This window comes from Microvirga vignae (assembly GCF_001017175.1).
In the GTDB taxonomy this organism is placed as follows: domain Bacteria; phylum Pseudomonadota; class Alphaproteobacteria; order Rhizobiales; family Beijerinckiaceae; genus Microvirga; species Microvirga vignae.
This window is the reverse complement of the sequence record NZ_LCYG01000091.1, coordinates 1-16,121: the sequence shown is the minus strand read 5'-3', so window position 1 is coordinate 16,121 and position 16,121 is coordinate 1. Positions and strand designations below refer to the sequence as shown.

Here is a 16,121-nt window from a genome sequence, read left to right as displayed (position 1 = left end):
TTTTCCGCGTCACACGATGCGCCCGTCAAAGGGGGAGAGCATCGGACCCAAAAGTGCAAATCCACTTTTCTCGTCCGATGCTCGAATGCGCGCCGACTCTGAAGTCGATTGCAGTGACTGAGCGAAAAACAATCAGGGTTGCTTGAGCGCCGGAACGTTCTTCGGATTGGTCAGGTCGAACGTCTTGTTCTTGAGCGGATCCTTTTCGGTACCCTCGCTGGCATCGAAGCCACGAGCGCGCCCTGCCTTTCCATTCGCGCCGACCGGACGGGCCCCAGGAGTCGACATGGCGTTGGCCGTACCGCGCAGTTCCGACAGGCCGTCGTCGACTGCGCCGGATTGACCGGGAGCCTCCGGATCAACGACGCGATCGACGTTCTCACCGTCGGTCGTCGGCTTGGTCTTCTCGATCTGACGCCAGCGGGTCACGTTGCGCTGGTGCTGGTCGTAGGTTTCGGCGAAGGCGTGGCCGCCCGAGCCGTCGGCCACGAAGTACAGATCCTTGGTGCGCGACGGATTGGCCACCGCTTCGAGCGCGGCCCGTCCCGGATTGGCGATAGGTCCGGGCGGCAGCCCCTCGACCACATAGGTGTTGTAGGGCGTCGCCGTCTCGATCTCGCTGCGCATGATCCCGCGGCCGAGCGTGCCTTTGCCACCAACCAGGCCGTACACGATGGTGGGATCCGACTGGAGCTTCATGCGCTTCATAAGGCGGTTGATGAACACGCCCGCCACACGCGTGCGCTCATCGGCGCGGCCCGTTTCCTTCTCCACGATGGAGGCGAGGATCACGAGTTCCTGCGGCGACTTGATCGGCAGGTCCGCCGAGCGACGCTGCCAGATCTGGTTGAGCGCCTGGCGTTGCGCCGCCTGCATGGTGTTGACGATCTGCTGACGCGTGGTGCCGCGCTCGAACTTGTAGGTATCGGGCAGCAGCGTTCCTTCGCGCGGCGTCTCGGCAATGTCGCCGCTCAGGATCTCGTTCTCGTAAAGGCGCGCCACGATCTGATCGCTCGTAAGGCCTTCCGGAACCGTGATCGCGTGGAGGATCGCCTTACCCTGTACGAGGGTATCGATGGCTTCCTCGATGCTCGCGCCAGCCTTGAACTGGAACTCGCCTGCCTTGAGCTGGCCGCGCTGACGGTTGAGGAGCGCATAGGTCTCAAACAGGAAGGGCTGATCGATGACGCCCTCTTCCTTCAGGATGCGCGCGATCTCACCTGTGCCGGTATTGCGCGGAATGAGCACCACCTTGTCGTTCTGCAGCGGCCCCTTCGCGGTGACCTCCCGCTCCAGCATCGTGAAGCCGAAAACACCTGCCAGAGCCAGGGCCACGAACAGCGTCAGCAGGCCGCTGAAGAGCGACAGCATGCCTCCGCGACGGCGGCGAAGACGAGGCGGCGGCGGGGGAGCAAGCGTCGGCTTGAGCGCCTCGCTGGGTGAGCGCGGCGCAAGGCGCGGCTGCTCCGCACCTTGGGTTTCGGCCTCGTGCTCCGAAAGAAGGGTGCTTTTCTTTTTGCGTCCGAACATCACGATGCTTTTCTGGTGTCGGCCTAGTTTTCGATGACTCGTCCGACACCCTAACGGGGATTATGGCGAAAAGCCGTAACGTAGAACAGCTATCCTCAGGCAACGCGGCGGAAGATCAGTGAGGCATTGGTGCCACCGAACCCGAAGGAGTTTGACAGGGCAACGTTGACTTCCTTGCGCTTGGCCACCTTCGGCACGAGGTCGATAGCGGTTTCGACGGACGGATTGTCGAGGTTGATGGTAGGCGGAATGATACCGTCGCGCATGGCGAGAATCGAGAAGATCGCCTCTACCGCACCGGCCGCGCCCAGCAGATGGCCGATGGCCGACTTGGTGGATGACATGGAGAGCTTGCCCGCCGCGTTGCCGACGATACGCTCGACAGCCTTCAGCTCCAGCTCGTCGCCGAGCGGGGTCGAGGTGCCGTGGGCGTTCACGTAATCGATATCGGAGACCGGAATGCCTGCACGCTTCAGAGCCGCAGCCATGCAGCGGTAGGCACCATCGCCATCCTCGGAGGGCGAGGTGATGTGGTAGGCATCGCCCGAAAGACCATAGCCGATGACCTCGGCATAGATCTTCGCGCCGCGTGCCTTGGCGTGTTCATACTCCTCCAGCACCACGACGCCGGCGCCCTCGCCCATGACGAAGCCGTCACGGTCCTTGTCGTAGGGGCGCGAAGCCCTCTCAGGCGTGTCGTTGTAGCTCGTGGAGAGCGCGCGGCAGGCGGCGAAGCCCGCAATCGAGAGGCGGTTAACCGGGGATTCCGTGCCGCCGGCCACCATGACGTCCGCATCGCCGAGCGCGATCAGGCGGGCCGCGTCGCCGATGGCGTGCGAGCCGGTGGAGCAGGCCGTCACCACGGCGTGGTTCGGTCCCTTCAGGCCGTGCTCGATGGAGACGTAGCCGCCAGCGAGGTTGATGAGACGGCCAGGAATGAAGAAGGGCGAGATACGGCGCGGACCGCGCTCGATCAGGGTCGCCGATGCCTCGTAAATGCCGCCGATGCCGCCGATGCCGGAGCCGATCAGCACGCCCGTGGCACATTGCTCCTCATAGGTCTTCGGGGCCCAGCCCGCATCGCGCAGAGCCTGGGTCGAGGCCGCCATAGCATAGACGATGAAGGGATCGACCTTGCGCTGCTCCTTGGGCTCCATCCACTCGTCGGGATTGAAGGTGCCGTTGGAGCCGTCGCCGACCGGGATCTGGCAGGCGATCTGGCAGGCCAGATCATCGACCTGGAAATTGGTGATCTTGTTAGCGCCGCTTTGCCCCTCGATCAGGCGGGACCACGTGGTATCGACCCCGCTGCCCAGCGGAGTAACCATGCCAACACCTGTAACAACAACCCGGCGCATAACGTTCTACCCTATCGTTAAATAAAAATCGGGCGTCGGGTGACTCACCCGACGCCCGTCAGCGTTCAGGCTGCGTTTTTCTCGAGAAAGCGGATGGCGTCGCCAACCGTGACGATGGTCTCAGCCGCATCATCCGGGATCTCGACGTTGAACTCTTCTTCGAAAGCCATCACCAGCTCGACGGTGTCGAGGCTGTCGGCGCCCAGGTCGTCGATGAAGTTGGCGTTGTCCGTCACCTTGTCGGCCTCAACGCCGAGGTGCTCGACAACAATCTTCTTCACGCGATCAGCGACGTCACTCATCGTTCTCTTCCTCAGTGGCTGCCGCCTCAGGAATTGGGCGGATTAAAAATCGAAATCAGATCAGCTGCTCAGCTGACAACGCTGAAACGGCTACCTTGCGCCGTGCAAAGCCGCATTTTTAAGCGCCGGTCAACCCCTTTGGCTCGATCGGGCTCATGCTTAACACAAGCTTATCCTCTCTGGCGAGAGGCCAGCGGCGCCTGCAAACAGATTCTGCAAACGCCGCTAAGTACCTTTAGAACATGGCCATTCCGCCGTTTACGTGCAGGGTATGGCCCGTCACGTAGCCAGCTTCGTTGGACGCGAGATAGACAACAGACGAGGCGATTTCTTCGCCCTGGCCCAGCCTCCCCATGGGGATGGTGCCCAGGATTCCCTCGCGCTGCTTCTCGTTGAGTACGTCCGTCATGGGGGATTCGATGAAGCCCGGAGCGACCAGATTCACGGTGACGTTGCGGCTGGCAACCTCGGCGGCGAGCGCCTTCGTCATGCCGATGAGGCCAGCCTTGGAGGCGGCGTAGTTGCCCTGCCCCGGATTGCCGGTGGAGCCCACGACCGAGCCGATATTGATGATGCGCCCGAAGCGGCGGCGCATCATGCCCTTCACGGCGGCACGGGAAAGGCGGAAGGAAGCGGTCAGGTTCACGGCGATCACCGTGTCCCACTCCTCGTCCTTCATGCGCATGAAAAGGTTGTCCTTGGTCACGCCGGCGTTGTTGACGAGGATGTCGAGCCCGTCCATCGCCGCTTCCGCAGCGGGAACGAGGGCTTCGACCGAATCCTTGTCGGCGAGGTTCGCCTCGACCACGTGGACCCGCTCACCCAGCGAGGCCGTCAGCTCGTCGAGGGCGGCGCGGCGGGTGCCGGAGAGGGTGACGGTTGCGCCTTGGGCGTGCAGAGAACGGGCGATGGCGCCGCCGATACCGCCGGTGGCTCCGGTCACGAGAGCCTTGCGGCCAGTCAGATCGAACATGGAGGCTCTCCTCTTATCCTTGCAGGGAAGCTTTGAAGGCGGCGACATCCTCAGGGGTGCCGATGGAACTCGACGTGGTGCCCGCCGCGATGCGTTTCACGAGTCCGGTCAGGACCTTGCCCGATCCAACCTCATAGAACGATTCAACGCCCTGGGCCGCCATATAGGCCACGCATTCACGCCAGCGGACCGTCCCGGTGACCTGGCGAACCAGGGCATCCTTGATCGCTGCCGGATCGGTGATCGGCGCAGCCTCCACATTGGCCACCACCGGAACGGCAGGAGCGTTCACGGTCACACCGGCCAGAGCCTCGCGCATGGCGTCGGCGGCAGGCTGCATGAGGGCGCAATGGAAGGGAGCGGACACGGCCAGCATCACGGCGCGCTTGGCACCCTTTTCCTGGGCGATGGCAACCGCTCGCTCGACGGCGGCCTTATGGCCGGAGACCACGACCTGGGCACCGCCATTGTCGTTGGCCGCATCGCAAACCTCTCCTTGAGCAGCCGCGCGGGCGACCTCGAGGGCGGCGTCGTATTCAAGGCCGAGAAGAGCGGCCATGGCGCCCTGCCCCACGGGCACGGCGTTCTGCATGGCATTGCCGCGGATCCGCAGGAGACGGGCCGTATCGGCAATCGAGAGGCTGCCGGCAGCGGCAAGTGCCGAATATTCGCCGAGCGAATGGCCGGCAACGTATGCGGCATGCGTCTTGAGATCGAGCCCAGCCTCGGCCTCCAGCACGCGCATGGCGGCAAGGCTCACGGCCATCAGGGCCGGCTGGGTATTGGCGGTCAGGGTCAGTTCCTCGGCGGGGCCTTCCCACATGATGGCGGAGAGCTTCTGGGAGAGAGCCTCGTCCACCTCGTCGAACACGGCCTTGGCCTGGGGGAAGTTGTCGGCAAGGGCCTTGCCCATGCCCACAGCCTGGCTTCCCTGGCCCGGGAAAATGAATGCGCGCTTCATCGGGAGCGGAACCTTTGTTGCGAAAATCCGCGCGGGACTCGCACTCAAAGACCGAGGAGTCAAGGCGAAGAACGCTCCCCGTGGCACTTGGATTGTTCATAGTCCCAGACCCTGCCGTTATCCATGCAGGCGTCGATCCGCCCGGATTTCGTGTAGGTTCCCCACATTCGAATGGCGCCACCTATCAGGAGCAGGGTGAGCAGAACCAAGCCAAATGCCTTAATGACAACCTCCCCGGTTTGGGCCCTGAGAGCGTAATGCCAAGCAGATAGGGCTGGAGTGCGGGAGCACACCACCGATAACCTTATGGAAAACCACGCTTCCTCTTGTTTTCTCGATCCAGGCGATGTATCTACCCCACCTTCCGATATTCTCATGAACCTGAAGAAGGAGCCCCTGCATGGCTCGCGTGACCGTCGAAGACTGCATCGACAAGGTCGACAACCGGTTTGAGCTCGTGCTGCTGGCCAGCCACCGCGCCCGCCTGATCTCCTCTGGCTCGCCGCTCACCGTCGACCGCGACCGTGACAAGAACCCCGTCGTGGCCCTCCGCGAGATCGCGGATCAGACCATCGCTCCCGACGACCTGAAGGAGCAGCTCATCCACTCCATGCAGAAGTATGTCGAGGTGGACGAGCCGGAGGCCGAGGCCGTTCCCATGCTGGGCAATACGGCTGCCGCCTCGGGTGCCGACAACGACACGGACGTCCAGTTCGATCGCATGAGCGAGGAAGACCTGCTGCGCGGCCTCGAAGGCCTTGTCCCTCCGAGCAACAACAGCTCGGACGACGACGACCGCGAATAAGCGCTCAGCACCATATTTTTCAAAAAGCCCGGCTCAAAGCCGGGCTTTTTCGTCAGGGCCTTAACCACGGTGCGGTTTTACCGCCTGCGGCAAGGTATTCAGCTTGCGGTCAGAAGACGTATTACAATATTTTCCAAAGTCTTCTGATTTCAGCCAGATAGACCGATTCTGAAGGGGGTGGCGGCGGATATGATGCGCCAGTACGAACTTGTCGAGCGGGTAAAGCGCTACAACCCCTCGGCTGACGAGGCGCTGCTTAACCGTGCTTACGTGTATGCCATGATGGCTCATGGCAACCAGAAGCGCGCGTCCGGCGACCTGTTCTTCGGCCATCCTCTCGAAGTCGCGGCCATCCTGACGGATATGAAGCTCGACGAGGCGACCATCGCCGCGGCGGTGCTCCACGACACGGTGGAAGACACCGAGGCGACGCTGGAGGAGATCAACAAGACCTTCGGCCCCCAGATCGGCGCCCTCGTCGACGGCCTTACCAAGATCAAACGCCTCGACTTGGTATCGAAGCGCGCCGCGCAGGGCGAGAACTTCCGCAAGCTGCTGCTTGCTGTCGCGGACGATGTGCGCGTGCTCCTGGTGAAGCTCGCCGACCGCCTTCACAACATGCGCACCCTCGGCTTCATGCCGCCGGAGAAGCGCCAGCGCATCGCGCAGGAAACGCTTGAGATCTATGCACCGCTCGCCGGACGCATGGGCATTCAGGAGATGCGCGAGGAGTTGGAGGAGCTGTCCTTCCAGAACCTCGATCCGGAAGCCTTCGAGGCCATCAACCGCCACCTGCACGAGCTGACGGCAAAGAGCGAAAAGCTCGTCGAAGAGATCGAGCAGACTCTGACCACCAAGCTCAAGGCCCAGGGCATCGACGCGCAGGTGTCGGGACGCCAGAAGCGGCCCTATTCCATCTGGCGCAAGATGGAGCGCAAGTCCGTTTCCTTCGAGCAGCTGTCGGATATCTTCGCCTTCCGCATCATCGTCGGCACGGTCGATGAATGCTACCGCGCACTCGGCATCGTGCACACGAGCTGGCCGATGGTGCCGGGTCGCTACAAGGACTACATTTCCACGCCCAAGCAGAACGATTACCGCTCGATCCACACCACGGTGATCGGCCCTGGCAGCCAGCGCGTGGAGCTGCAGATCCGCACCGCCGACATGGACGAGGTGGCGGAATACGGCATTGCCGCGCATGCGCTCTACAAGGAAGGCGTGAACGGCAATTCGCGTCTGGCGAACGAAAGCCGCGCCTATCAATGGCTGCGGCGCACCATCGACCTCCTCGCGGAAGGCGACAATCCGGAAGAGTTTCTGGAGCACACGAAGCTTGAGCTCTTCCACGATCAGGTGTTCTGCTTCACCCCGAAGGGCCGCCTCATCGCGTTGCCGCGCGGCGCGACTCCCATCGACTTCGCCTACGCGGTGCACACGGATGTCGGTAACACGGCGGTCGGCTGCAAGATCAACGGCCGCATGTCGCCGCTGCTGACCGAACTGCAGAACGGCGACGAGGTCGAGATCGTCCGTGCCGAAGGCCAGACGCCGCCTGCGGCCTGGGAATCCCTTGTGGTGACCGGTAAGGCACGCGCCTCGATCCGCCGCGCCACACGCACGGCCGTGCGGCGGCAATATACGGGCCTCGGCCATCAAATTCTGGAGCGCGCCTTCGAGCGCGCAGGACGTGCCTTCTCCGACGAGAAGCTGAAAGGTGCCCTGCCCCGCTTGGCGCGTGCTTCCGTGGAGGATGTACTCGCAGCCGTGGGCCGTGGCGAGATGTTCTCCGGCGATGTCGTGCGCGCGGTCTATCCAGACTACAAGGACGAGCGGCGCGTGGGACCCGATGGCAAGGGCACAGGCCAGCCGGACGGCGCAGGCACGAAACCGACCGGTGAGCAGCCGACCGGCATTCCAGTCCGCGGCCTCAACAAGGATATGCCCATCCGCTTCGCACCCGAAGGCGGTGCCGTTCCGGGCGATCGTATCGTCGGCATTCTGACGCCGGGCGAAGGGGTGACGATCTACCCGATCCAATCGCCCTCACTCGCCGCGTTCGACAACGAGCCCGACCGCTGGATCGACGTGCGCTGGGATCTGGAATCCGGCTCCACGCAGCGCTTCCCCGCGCGCATCAAGTTGCAATCGATCAACGAGCCGGGCTCGCTCGCGCAGATCGCACAGGTGATTGCGGATCACGACGGGAACATCGACAACGTCAACATGAAGCGGCGCACGCAGGATTTTACGGATATCACCATCGACCTGACTGTGTGGGATCTGAAGCACCTCAACGCCATCATCGCTGAACTGCGCGCCAAGCGTGTGGTGAGCCGCGTCGACCGCATCACAGGATAAGCAGCCATGTCGTCTAAACCCCGCATCGCCGTCATCATGGACGAAAACACCAGCGTTGACGGCACGCGTTACGACATGACGAAGAACTACTTCGTTGGAATTCAGCGCGCGGGCGGCATGCCCTTCGGCATCCCCTATTTCATGGATATGGTCGAAGCCGTCGTCGACGAGTTCGACGGCTTCGTGAATGTCGGCGGTCGTTTCGCGTTTCCCGATGAGTGGTTCCTCGACGGACAGACCTCGAAAGCTCCGCAGTCCGAACGTCTCGATGTGGAGCTCGCACTCATGCGCGGATTCCTCGAACGCGACAAACCGGTGCTCGGCATCTGCAACGGCATGCAGGTTCTCGCAGGCCTCCACGGCTGCCGCCTGTCGCCCGATGTGCGCGCGATGGGCTCGCACGTCATGGAGCACGACAAGCGCGGTCACGAACATCCCGTGGCGATCGAAGCGAACACCCTCCTCTCCCGCATCGTGGGACGACGCGAGCTTTCCGTGAATACCTTCCACCGGGAAGCTGTCGTCGAACTCTCGGACGAGGTGGTGGCAAGCGCCCATGCCGAAGACGGCGTCGTTGAAGCCATTGAAATCCCGTCCCGCCGCTTTGCTCTGGGCGTGCAATGGCACCAGGAGCTGTTTGCCAGACAGGATCACCCTGGGAATGCGATTTTCAACGCATTCGTGCAGGAATCCGCGCAAGGCTGACAAAGACAGCTATTTGACGTTCACGTGCGTTTGGCCCTTGCCTCTCGCCGCCCCTCCTGCCACACAGCGCTCACGTAGGAGACACGCCATGACCCCGAACGAAGTCCTTGAAGAATTCCGCTCCGCCGGTGCTTTGCTTGAAGGGCATTTCATTCTCTCGTCGGGGCTGCACAGCCCAGTCTTTCTTCAGAAGATGTTCGTGTTCCAGGACCCTGCTCGGACGGAGCGGGTCTGCCGGGCGCTGGCCGAGAAGATCAAGGAAAGGTTCGGGGCCGTCGATTACGTGGTCTCGCCCGCCGTGGGTGGTATCGTGCCTGGCTATGAAACCGCCCGGCATCTCGGCGCCAAGGCGATCTTCGTGGAGCGCGAGAACGGTGTCTTCACCCTGCGGCGCGGCTTCACGATTCCCGAAGGCGCACGGGTCGTGACGGTGGAGGATATCGTCACCACGGGCCTGTCCTCCCGTGAATGCCTGACGGCTCTTAAAGAGTATCCGGGAACGACGCTGGGGGCAGCCTGCCTCATCGACCGCTCCGGCGGGAAAACGGATCTCGGTGTGCCTCTCGTCTCCCTGGTCCAGCTCGACATTCCCGCCTATGAACCGGACAAGCTGCCGCCGGAACTGGCTGCTTTGCCGGCCATCAAACCGGGCAGCCGCAACCTTAAATCATAAAAATCTGTTTATTTCCCGCCTTAAGGGTTGACTGCCCCCTTTCTGCCAACTTGACTCTTCCCACTTACTGGCCATTAAGTATTTGAAGTTTCGGTTTTTACTCGTCTAAAGGGTTGATAGCAGCCTGTTCCTAGGCGCGCCTGTTTTTATTGCGCAAGTATATTGTGAGCATAAATAATAGATGTCGCTTTGACAGTTCAGGTTGTTATGCCGACCAAGCAGACACAAACAGAGAATACTTATGTCAGGCCAGCAGCGGATTGCGCTCTTCATCGACGGAGCCAACCTTTACGCTACGACTAAGACGCTTGGTTTCGATATCGACTACAAGCGCCTGCTGAAGGAATTCCAGGGCCGAGGCACCCTGGTGCGCGCGTTCTACTACACGGCCCTCGTGGAAGATCAGGAATACTCTTCCATCCGTCCGCTCATCGACTGGCTCGACTACAACGGCTACCGCGTGGTCACGAAGCCGACGAAGGAATTCGTCGACTCCGCCGGTCGCCGCAAGGTGAAGGGCAACATGGATATCGAGCTCGCCATCGATGCGCTCGAGCTCTCTCCCTATATCGACCACATGGTCCTGTTCTCCGGCGACGGCGACTTCCGCTCGCTGGTCGAGGCCATGCAGCGCCGGGGCGTGCGGGTCTCCGTGGTATCCACCATCACCACCCAGCCCCCAATGGTCGCCGATGAGCTGCGCCGTCAGGCCGACGAGTTTCTGGATCTCTCGCAGTTGGCCTCCCGCATCGGCCGCGATCCGTCGGATCGTCAGCAGCGTCCCGCCGGGGAAGGCAGTGACCGCCCGAGGACGCAGCAGCAGCAACAGCAGCCGCGCAACGGTGCCCTGGAAAGCCGATACGGCATCCGCCAGCAGGGATCGGACGACGAGTTCGATCTCTAAGGATTGAAACCCAAGAGGATACACAGATGGCCGGACTAATCCCGGCCATTGTTGCTACGGGCGAGAGCTAAAGCGTGCTCGCCTCTACGTCACAATCCAATCCCAGCGCGCCGGCCGTGTTGCTGACGGTGGCGACGCAGAGGTTCACCTGCTCGTCTGGGATGAACACCGCAAAGCGCGTCACATAGAGTCCCCCCTCGGCATCCGAGAGCTTGCGGGCTTCCAAGCGCACGATGTTGGCATTGTATTGCTTGAACACCTCCGCGAGCCGCGCCACGAGGCCAAGCTGATCGCCGCCGCTGATGGTGATGCGGTGCGTGATGCTGCCAGCAGGGCCGGGACTGGGGTCGAAGGCGTAAGGTACGGCCCGAACTTCAGAGCCATCCAGCTCCGGAAGCCGGCTCAGACCCGTCTCGATATCGCCTGCTTCGAGACCTGTGGGCAGCTCGCAGATCGCCAGGAACTCGGCTCCCGACCCCAGCGAGGCGAAGGTCGTATCGCGCAGGTTCACGCCGATATTGAACAGGTGCTCCGCAATCGCGGCGACAAGCCCGACGCGGTCGGGGCCGAGAACGGAAACGAGAGCCACGGACGCCATGCTGATCCCTCCAATTGCAGCAGGGAGTTAGAGCGCGAGGACGCCGTGTCAGCCCTTCTCGCGCATGAGCCGCGCCTTCTCGCGGTTCCAGGAGCGTTCCTTCTCCGTCTCGCGCTTGTCGTGGAGCTTCTTGCCCCGACCGAGGCCGAGCTCCACCTTCGCCCGTCCGCGCTCGTTGAAATAGATCTTGAGCGGGATCACGGTGAAGCCCTCGCGCTGCGTTGCACCGATCAGCTTGTTGATCTGGTTCTTGTGCAGCAGAAGGCGGCGTGGACGGCGCGTTTCGTGGTTGAAGCGGTTGGCCTGGAGGTATTCCGGGATATAGGCGTTGAAGAGGAAGAACTCCTCGCCCGACGGGCCGGCATAGGCCTCGCCTATGGTGGCCTTGCCCGTGCGCAAGGACTTCACCTCCGTGCCGGTGAGCGCAATGCCCGCCTCGTAGGTATCGACGATTTCGTAATTGAACCGCGCCTTCCTGTTGTCGGCGACAACGCGGAAGGCGCTCTTCGGATCTTTTGCCATTCGTTTTTAAGCGTTGATCAGGCCCGCATGGACCATGGCCGAACGCACCGCCTGCTTCGTGCCCGCGGAGACCGGGATGAGCGGCAGGCGCACATCGTCCTTCATCAGGCCCAGAACGGACGCGGCATACTTCACCGGCGACGGATTGGTCTCAAGGAACAGGTTGGTGTGGAGCGGCATGAGGCGGTCCTGAATTTTCAGGGCGGTTGCGTAATCGCCCTCCAGGCAGGCCTCCTGCATATCGGCGCACAGGCGCGGAGCCACATTGGAAGTTACGGAAATGCAGCCATGGCCGCCATGGGCCATGAAGCCGAGGGCCGTCGCATCCTCGCCCGAGAGCTGGATGAAATCGGGGCCCATGGCTTGGCGCTGCAGGCTGGCGCGGGCGAGGTTCGCGGTCGCGTCCTTCACGCCCACGATGTTCTTGAGCTCATAGAGCCGCGCCATCGTCTCCACCGACATGTCGATCACCGAGCGGCCGGGGATGTTGTAGATGATGATCGGAATGCCGATGGCGTCGTTGATGGCCTTGAAGTGCTGATAGAGGCCTTCCTGCGTTGGCTTGTTGTAATAAGGCGTGACGATCAGCACCGCATCGGCGCCGACCTTCTCCGCATGCCTGGAGAAGCCGATGGCCTCCTCCGTGCTGTTGGAGCCGGCGCCCGCGATCACGGGCACCCTGCCTTTCACCTCATTGACGCAGATCTCGACGACCTGGTCGTGCTCCTTGTGGCTCAGTGTCGGGCTCTCGCCGGTGGTGCCGACCGGAACCAGGCCATGAGTGCCCTGCTCGATCTGCCAATTGATGAAGGCCCGGAAGGTAGCCTCATCCACGGCGCCATCCTTGAAGGGGGTCACCAGAGCCGTGATGGAGCCTGAGAAGCGGGTCATGATTATCCTCGAATTAGAAGCGGCAGATCTGAAGCAGCCCAATGGCTTAACACATAAGGGGTGCGTCGCATGGGCGCAAACGAACCTTTAGGGTGTTGTCCTAGCGCGGCACTTGGTGTTTCCTCAAGAGAAACGTCGCAAAAACAGGCAAGCGACGGCACGGGGGTTAGCGGGTGAACCTCACAATGCGCCTTTTCATACGTCTTCTGGCGTCTGTCGCCGTGCTCCAATTGTCCACCCTCACCGTTCACGCCAACGAAATGCCGGTTGGCCCACCTGAAGCCACGACCCTGGAGAGCTTCACACCGCCCCCCAAGCCCATGGGAGACCTGGAACAGCTGCCGCTGATCTTCAAGGCCTACCGGGACAACGATCTGACGGAAGCCGCGATCCTGAAATCGAAGCTTTCCGACCCGGCAGCGCAGGCTGTGGCGGAATGGTTCGCTATCCGCAGCGGCTTGTCCATCGGCTATGAGAGGATCATCGCCTTCCGGAAGGATTATCCGGACTGGCCCACGACTGCGCAGCTCCGTCGGCGCATGGAGGATACTTTCCTCGCGCAACGCCCCTCGACCGCCCAGATCCGCGCTTTTTTCGACGAGCATCGCCCAGTCACGGCGTCCGGACGCATCGCGCTCGGTTTCGCGCTCAAGAATGATGGCCTCGACCAGGAGGCCACCGACCTGATCCGCCATGTCTGGCGGGAGGACACCTTCGGCAGCGAAACCGAAAGCCGCATTCGCGACCGCCTCCCGAACCTGCTGACGCAAGCCGATCATCGCTTTCGTATGGAGCGTCACCTCCTGAAGGAGAACTGGGGCGCGGCCCTGCGCGCAGCGGGCTATGCCGGCAAGGATTATGTGACCCTGGTGAAGGCGCGCATGAGCGTCTTTCAGGGCAAGAAGAAGGCCGCGAAGGCCTTCGCGACTGTCCCGGCCTCGTTGCGGATCGACCCGTCCTACCTGTTCTCTCGTGCGCTCCTTCAGCGTCGGAGCAAGAACCTGGTCGAGGCCGCCAACATCATTATGCAGGCGCCGCGGGATCACGAACTGCGCGTCGATGGCGACGAGTGGTGGGCCGAGCAGCGCCTCATCACCCGGGAGCTTCTCGACAAGGGCGACGCTCAGACGGCCTATAAGGTTGCAAACCATCATGCCGCCGAATCCCCTGCGCAGCAGATCGAGGCTGAGTTTCATGCCGGCTGGATCGCGCTTCGTTTCCTGAACGATCCGGCAGCAGCTGCAAAGCACTTCGCGACGGTTACGAAGACGGCCTCCACACCCATCTCCCTGTCCCGCATCGCCTATTGGCAGGCGCGAGCCGCTGAAACTGCCGGAGCATCGGTTGACGCGAGGCTCTTTTACGCCCGGGCGGCCGACCACCCGACCACCTATTATGGGCAACTCGCCCGCGAGAAGCTCGGCGAGAGCGTATCCCTGCGATCCGTGGATCCTCTGAAGGAGGAGGAACGCAAGGCTTTCGAGGCTCTCATTCCCGTCCGCGCGTTAAGCCTTCTGCACCAAGCTGGTGAAACGGAATTGGCGATCGGCCTCTACATTGACCTTGCCCAGACCATGAACGATCCGGGACAGCTCGATGCGCTCGCGGCACTCGCGACCTCACAGCAGAATCCGCGCGCGGTTCTGGCGGTCGGCAAGATCGCCCTGCAACGGGGTTTCCCGCTCGATCAACACGCATATCCGCTTGCGGCTATTCCGGATTTCCAGCCGGTCGGCGACGAGGTGGAGCCTGCTATGGTCTATGCCATCGCTCGACAGGAAAGCGCCTTCAATCCCAAGGCCGTTTCGAGCGCAGGCGCGCGCGGCCTCATGCAGCTCATGCCGGCCACCGCCAAGCGCACAGCACAGCGCTTCGGTCTCGGCTTCGACTTGAAACGGCTGGTAGAGGACCCGTCCTACAATGCAAAAATCGGCTCGGCTCATTTGGGAGAGCTGATGGAGGATTGGAAGGGTTCCTACATCCTCGCCTTTGCTTCCTATAATGCCGGTGGCGGCAATGTGAAGAAATGGATCGATGCCTATGGCGATCCACGCAAGCCCCAGGTGGACATGATCGACTGGGTCGAACGCATCCCGTTCTATGAGACCCGCAACTATGTGCAGCGTGTCATGGAAAACCTGCATGTCTACCGGGCGCGGCTGAAAGAGAAGCCGGTGTCGGCTCCGACGGCGGCTGAAACGGCGGATGCGACAAAGACCGCGTATTGAGGCAAGATGCTGCTCATCTGACGCCTCAAATCGAGTCTCCCATGAGCAGCTCTTACCGGGATCTTTTCGTTTCGGCCTCCGACGGCTTGCGTCTCTATGCGCGTGATTATGGCCCCCTGGCCGGGAGCGCGCTGCCTGTCGTGTGCCTGCCCGGCCTTGCGCGAAACTCCGAGGATTTTCACGGTCTCGCCGAGACGCTCAGTACGGACGCAGCCCACCCTCGCCGCGTTCTCGCCCTCGATTATCGCGGGCGCGGACGCTCGGAATGGGCTTCCGACTGGCGTCAATATGAGCTCGGAACAGAACTCGATGATGTCTTGCAGGTGCTGACCGTTGCAGGAATCGAGAAGGCGGTTTTCGCCGGCACCTCGCGTGGAGGGCTTCTCACGATGGCCTTGAGCGCGACGCGGCCGACACTGCTGGCCGGGGCCGTTCTCAACGATGTCGGCCCGGTCATCGAACCCAAAGGGTTGATCCGTATCCGCAGCTATGTGGGCAAATTACCAATGCCCAACACGCTTCAGGAAGGCGCACAGATCCTGAAGCAGGTTTTGGATGCGCAGTTTCCTGCCTTCACACAAGAGCAATGGGAGAGCATGGCACGGGGCACCTGGCACGAGAAGAACGGCCATCTTGCTCTCAGCTACGACCCCAGCCTGATGAAGCCTTTGCAGGAGCTCGATCCCGAGATACCGATGCCAGATTTGTGGAACCTGTTCGGTGGAATGACGCCCTTTCCGGTTCTCGCCATTCGCGGGGAGAACTCGGATCTCCTGTCGGCCCAAACTCTCAGCGCCATGCAAGAGCGTCATTCGCAACTGACGGCAATCACTGTGCCGGGACAGGGCCATGCCCCATTGATCGAAGAACCGATCATTCAATCGATCAAAGATCTGATCGCCCGCGCTGAAACCTCTCTCTGAGTTTCAGCGCATTTCCTCACCTTCCGACAAACTGAGAAGCAGGCCTTTGCCATGCTTCTGACGGCATAGCCTTGCACGGCAGACCATGGACGCAAAAGAAAACCCCGATGTTTCCACCGGGGTTTCCTTATCCGATCGGGATGAGCCGATTAGAAGTCGCGCTGAACGCGCAGACGGCCTTCCCAAGCGTCGTCGTTTTCGACACCAGGAGCCTCAGGATTGACGCTGGCGTAGAGAACCTCGACGCCGATGTCGAGACCGGAGACCGGCGACCAGATCACGTTCGTGCCGACGCGCCACTCGTCGAAGTCCGCATCGACGACGCCAGCGCCGTACTCGACGCTCGCATACGAACCGAACACGTTCTGACGGATCTCAGGGGTCCAG

At 61.9% G+C, this 16,121-nt stretch carries 15 protein-coding genes and 1 pseudogene; 7 read left to right on the top strand and 9 right to left on the bottom strand.

Features of this window, described 5'->3' with window-relative positions; all coding sequences use genetic code 11:
• Positions 1 to 132 precede the first annotated feature (132 nt).
• The 5 genes from mltG to fabD all read right to left on the bottom strand — a co-directional run bounded on the left by mltG (position 133) and on the right by fabD (position 5,124).
• Entirely contained in the window at positions 133 to 1,530 is a 1,398-nt protein-coding gene (mltG, locus tag AA309_RS26765; protein ID WP_047192075.1) for an endolytic transglycosylase MltG, read from the bottom strand.
• Between the two features lie 95 nt (positions 1,531 to 1,625).
• On the bottom strand, positions 1,626 to 2,888 hold the full coding sequence (gene fabF, locus AA309_RS26760; RefSeq protein ID WP_047192074.1) for a beta-ketoacyl-ACP synthase II: 1,263 nt from the start codon (positions 2,886 to 2,888) through the stop codon (positions 1,626 to 1,628).
• Positions 2,889 to 2,953: 65 nt separating this feature from the next.
• A complete protein-coding gene (locus AA309_RS26755) occupies positions 2,954 to 3,190 on the bottom strand; it encodes an acyl carrier protein (RefSeq protein WP_009764365.1) in 237 nt (78 codons plus the stop codon).
• 235 nt (positions 3,191 to 3,425) lie between these two features.
• Positions 3,426 to 4,163, bottom strand: coding sequence for a 3-oxoacyl-[acyl-carrier-protein] reductase (fabG, locus tag AA309_RS26750; RefSeq protein WP_047192073.1), 738 nt, complete (start codon positions 4,161 to 4,163; stop codon positions 3,426 to 3,428).
• A 13-nt stretch (positions 4,164 to 4,176) separates the two neighbouring features.
• Positions 4,177 to 5,124: an ACP S-malonyltransferase gene (fabD, locus tag AA309_RS26745; RefSeq protein WP_047192072.1), complete on the bottom strand. Its 948-nt coding sequence runs from the start codon at positions 5,122 to 5,124 to the stop codon at positions 4,177 to 4,179.
• Between the two features lie 400 nt (positions 5,125 to 5,524).
• On the opposite strand from fabD, the gene rpoZ reads away from it, so the two are divergent.
• The 5 genes from rpoZ to AA309_RS26720 all read left to right on the top strand — a co-directional run bounded on the left by rpoZ (position 5,525) and on the right by AA309_RS26720 (position 10,572).
• Positions 5,525 to 5,929 carry a DNA-directed RNA polymerase subunit omega gene (gene rpoZ, locus AA309_RS26740; RefSeq protein ID WP_047192071.1) on the top strand — a complete coding sequence of 135 codons (405 nt, stop codon included), beginning with the start codon at positions 5,525 to 5,527 and terminating at the stop codon, positions 5,927 to 5,929.
• A 189-nt stretch (positions 5,930 to 6,118) separates the two neighbouring features.
• Positions 6,119 to 8,290, top strand: a complete 2,172-nt coding sequence (locus tag AA309_RS26735; protein ID WP_047192070.1) for a RelA/SpoT family protein — start codon at positions 6,119 to 6,121, stop codon at positions 8,288 to 8,290.
• Positions 8,291 to 8,296: 6 nt separating this feature from the next.
• On the top strand, positions 8,297 to 8,995 hold the full coding sequence (locus tag AA309_RS26730) for a gamma-glutamyl-gamma-aminobutyrate hydrolase family protein (protein ID WP_047192069.1): 699 nt from the start codon (positions 8,297 to 8,299) through the stop codon (positions 8,993 to 8,995).
• Positions 8,996 to 9,083: 88 nt separating this feature from the next.
• A complete protein-coding gene (gene pyrE, locus AA309_RS26725; RefSeq protein WP_047192068.1) occupies positions 9,084 to 9,668 on the top strand; it encodes an orotate phosphoribosyltransferase in 585 nt (194 codons plus the stop codon).
• Positions 9,669 to 9,909: 241 nt separating this feature from the next.
• Positions 9,910 to 10,572, top strand: a complete 663-nt coding sequence (locus tag AA309_RS26720) for a LabA-like NYN domain-containing protein (protein ID WP_047192067.1) — start codon at positions 9,910 to 9,912, stop codon at positions 10,570 to 10,572.
• Positions 10,573 to 10,639: 67 nt separating this feature from the next.
• On the opposite strand, the gene AA309_RS26715 is transcribed toward AA309_RS26720, so the two are convergent.
• Genes AA309_RS26715 through dapA form a run of 3 tightly spaced genes read right to left on the bottom strand, consistent with a single transcriptional unit; the run spans position 10,640 to position 12,583 of the window.
• Positions 10,640 to 11,170 carry a glycine cleavage system transcriptional repressor gene (locus AA309_RS26715; RefSeq protein ID WP_047192066.1) on the bottom strand — a complete coding sequence of 177 codons (531 nt, stop codon included), beginning with the start codon at positions 11,168 to 11,170 and terminating at the stop codon, positions 10,640 to 10,642.
• A 48-nt stretch (positions 11,171 to 11,218) separates the two neighbouring features.
• Positions 11,219 to 11,692 (bottom strand): SsrA-binding protein SmpB, encoded by a 474-nt coding sequence (smpB, locus tag AA309_RS26710; protein WP_047192065.1) that lies wholly within the window; start codon positions 11,690 to 11,692, stop codon positions 11,219 to 11,221.
• A 6-nt stretch (positions 11,693 to 11,698) separates the two neighbouring features.
• Positions 11,699 to 12,583, bottom strand: coding sequence for a 4-hydroxy-tetrahydrodipicolinate synthase (dapA, locus tag AA309_RS26705; RefSeq protein WP_047192064.1), 885 nt, complete (start codon positions 12,581 to 12,583; stop codon positions 11,699 to 11,701).
• Between the two features lie 185 nt (positions 12,584 to 12,768).
• On the opposite strand from dapA, the gene AA309_RS26700 reads away from it, so the two are divergent.
• Both AA309_RS26700 and AA309_RS26695 read left to right on the top strand, forming a co-directional pair.
• A complete protein-coding gene (locus tag AA309_RS26700; protein ID WP_047192063.1) occupies positions 12,769 to 14,811 on the top strand; it encodes a lytic transglycosylase domain-containing protein in 2,043 nt (680 codons plus the stop codon).
• A 41-nt stretch (positions 14,812 to 14,852) separates the two neighbouring features.
• Positions 14,853 to 15,734, top strand: a complete 882-nt coding sequence (locus tag AA309_RS26695; RefSeq protein WP_047192062.1) for an alpha/beta fold hydrolase — start codon at positions 14,853 to 14,855, stop codon at positions 15,732 to 15,734.
• A 149-nt stretch (positions 15,735 to 15,883) separates the two neighbouring features.
• Here AA309_RS26695 and AA309_RS26690 read toward each other — a convergent pair.
• Positions 15,884 to 16,121: pseudogene (locus AA309_RS26690) on the bottom strand (porin); the annotation flags it as partial.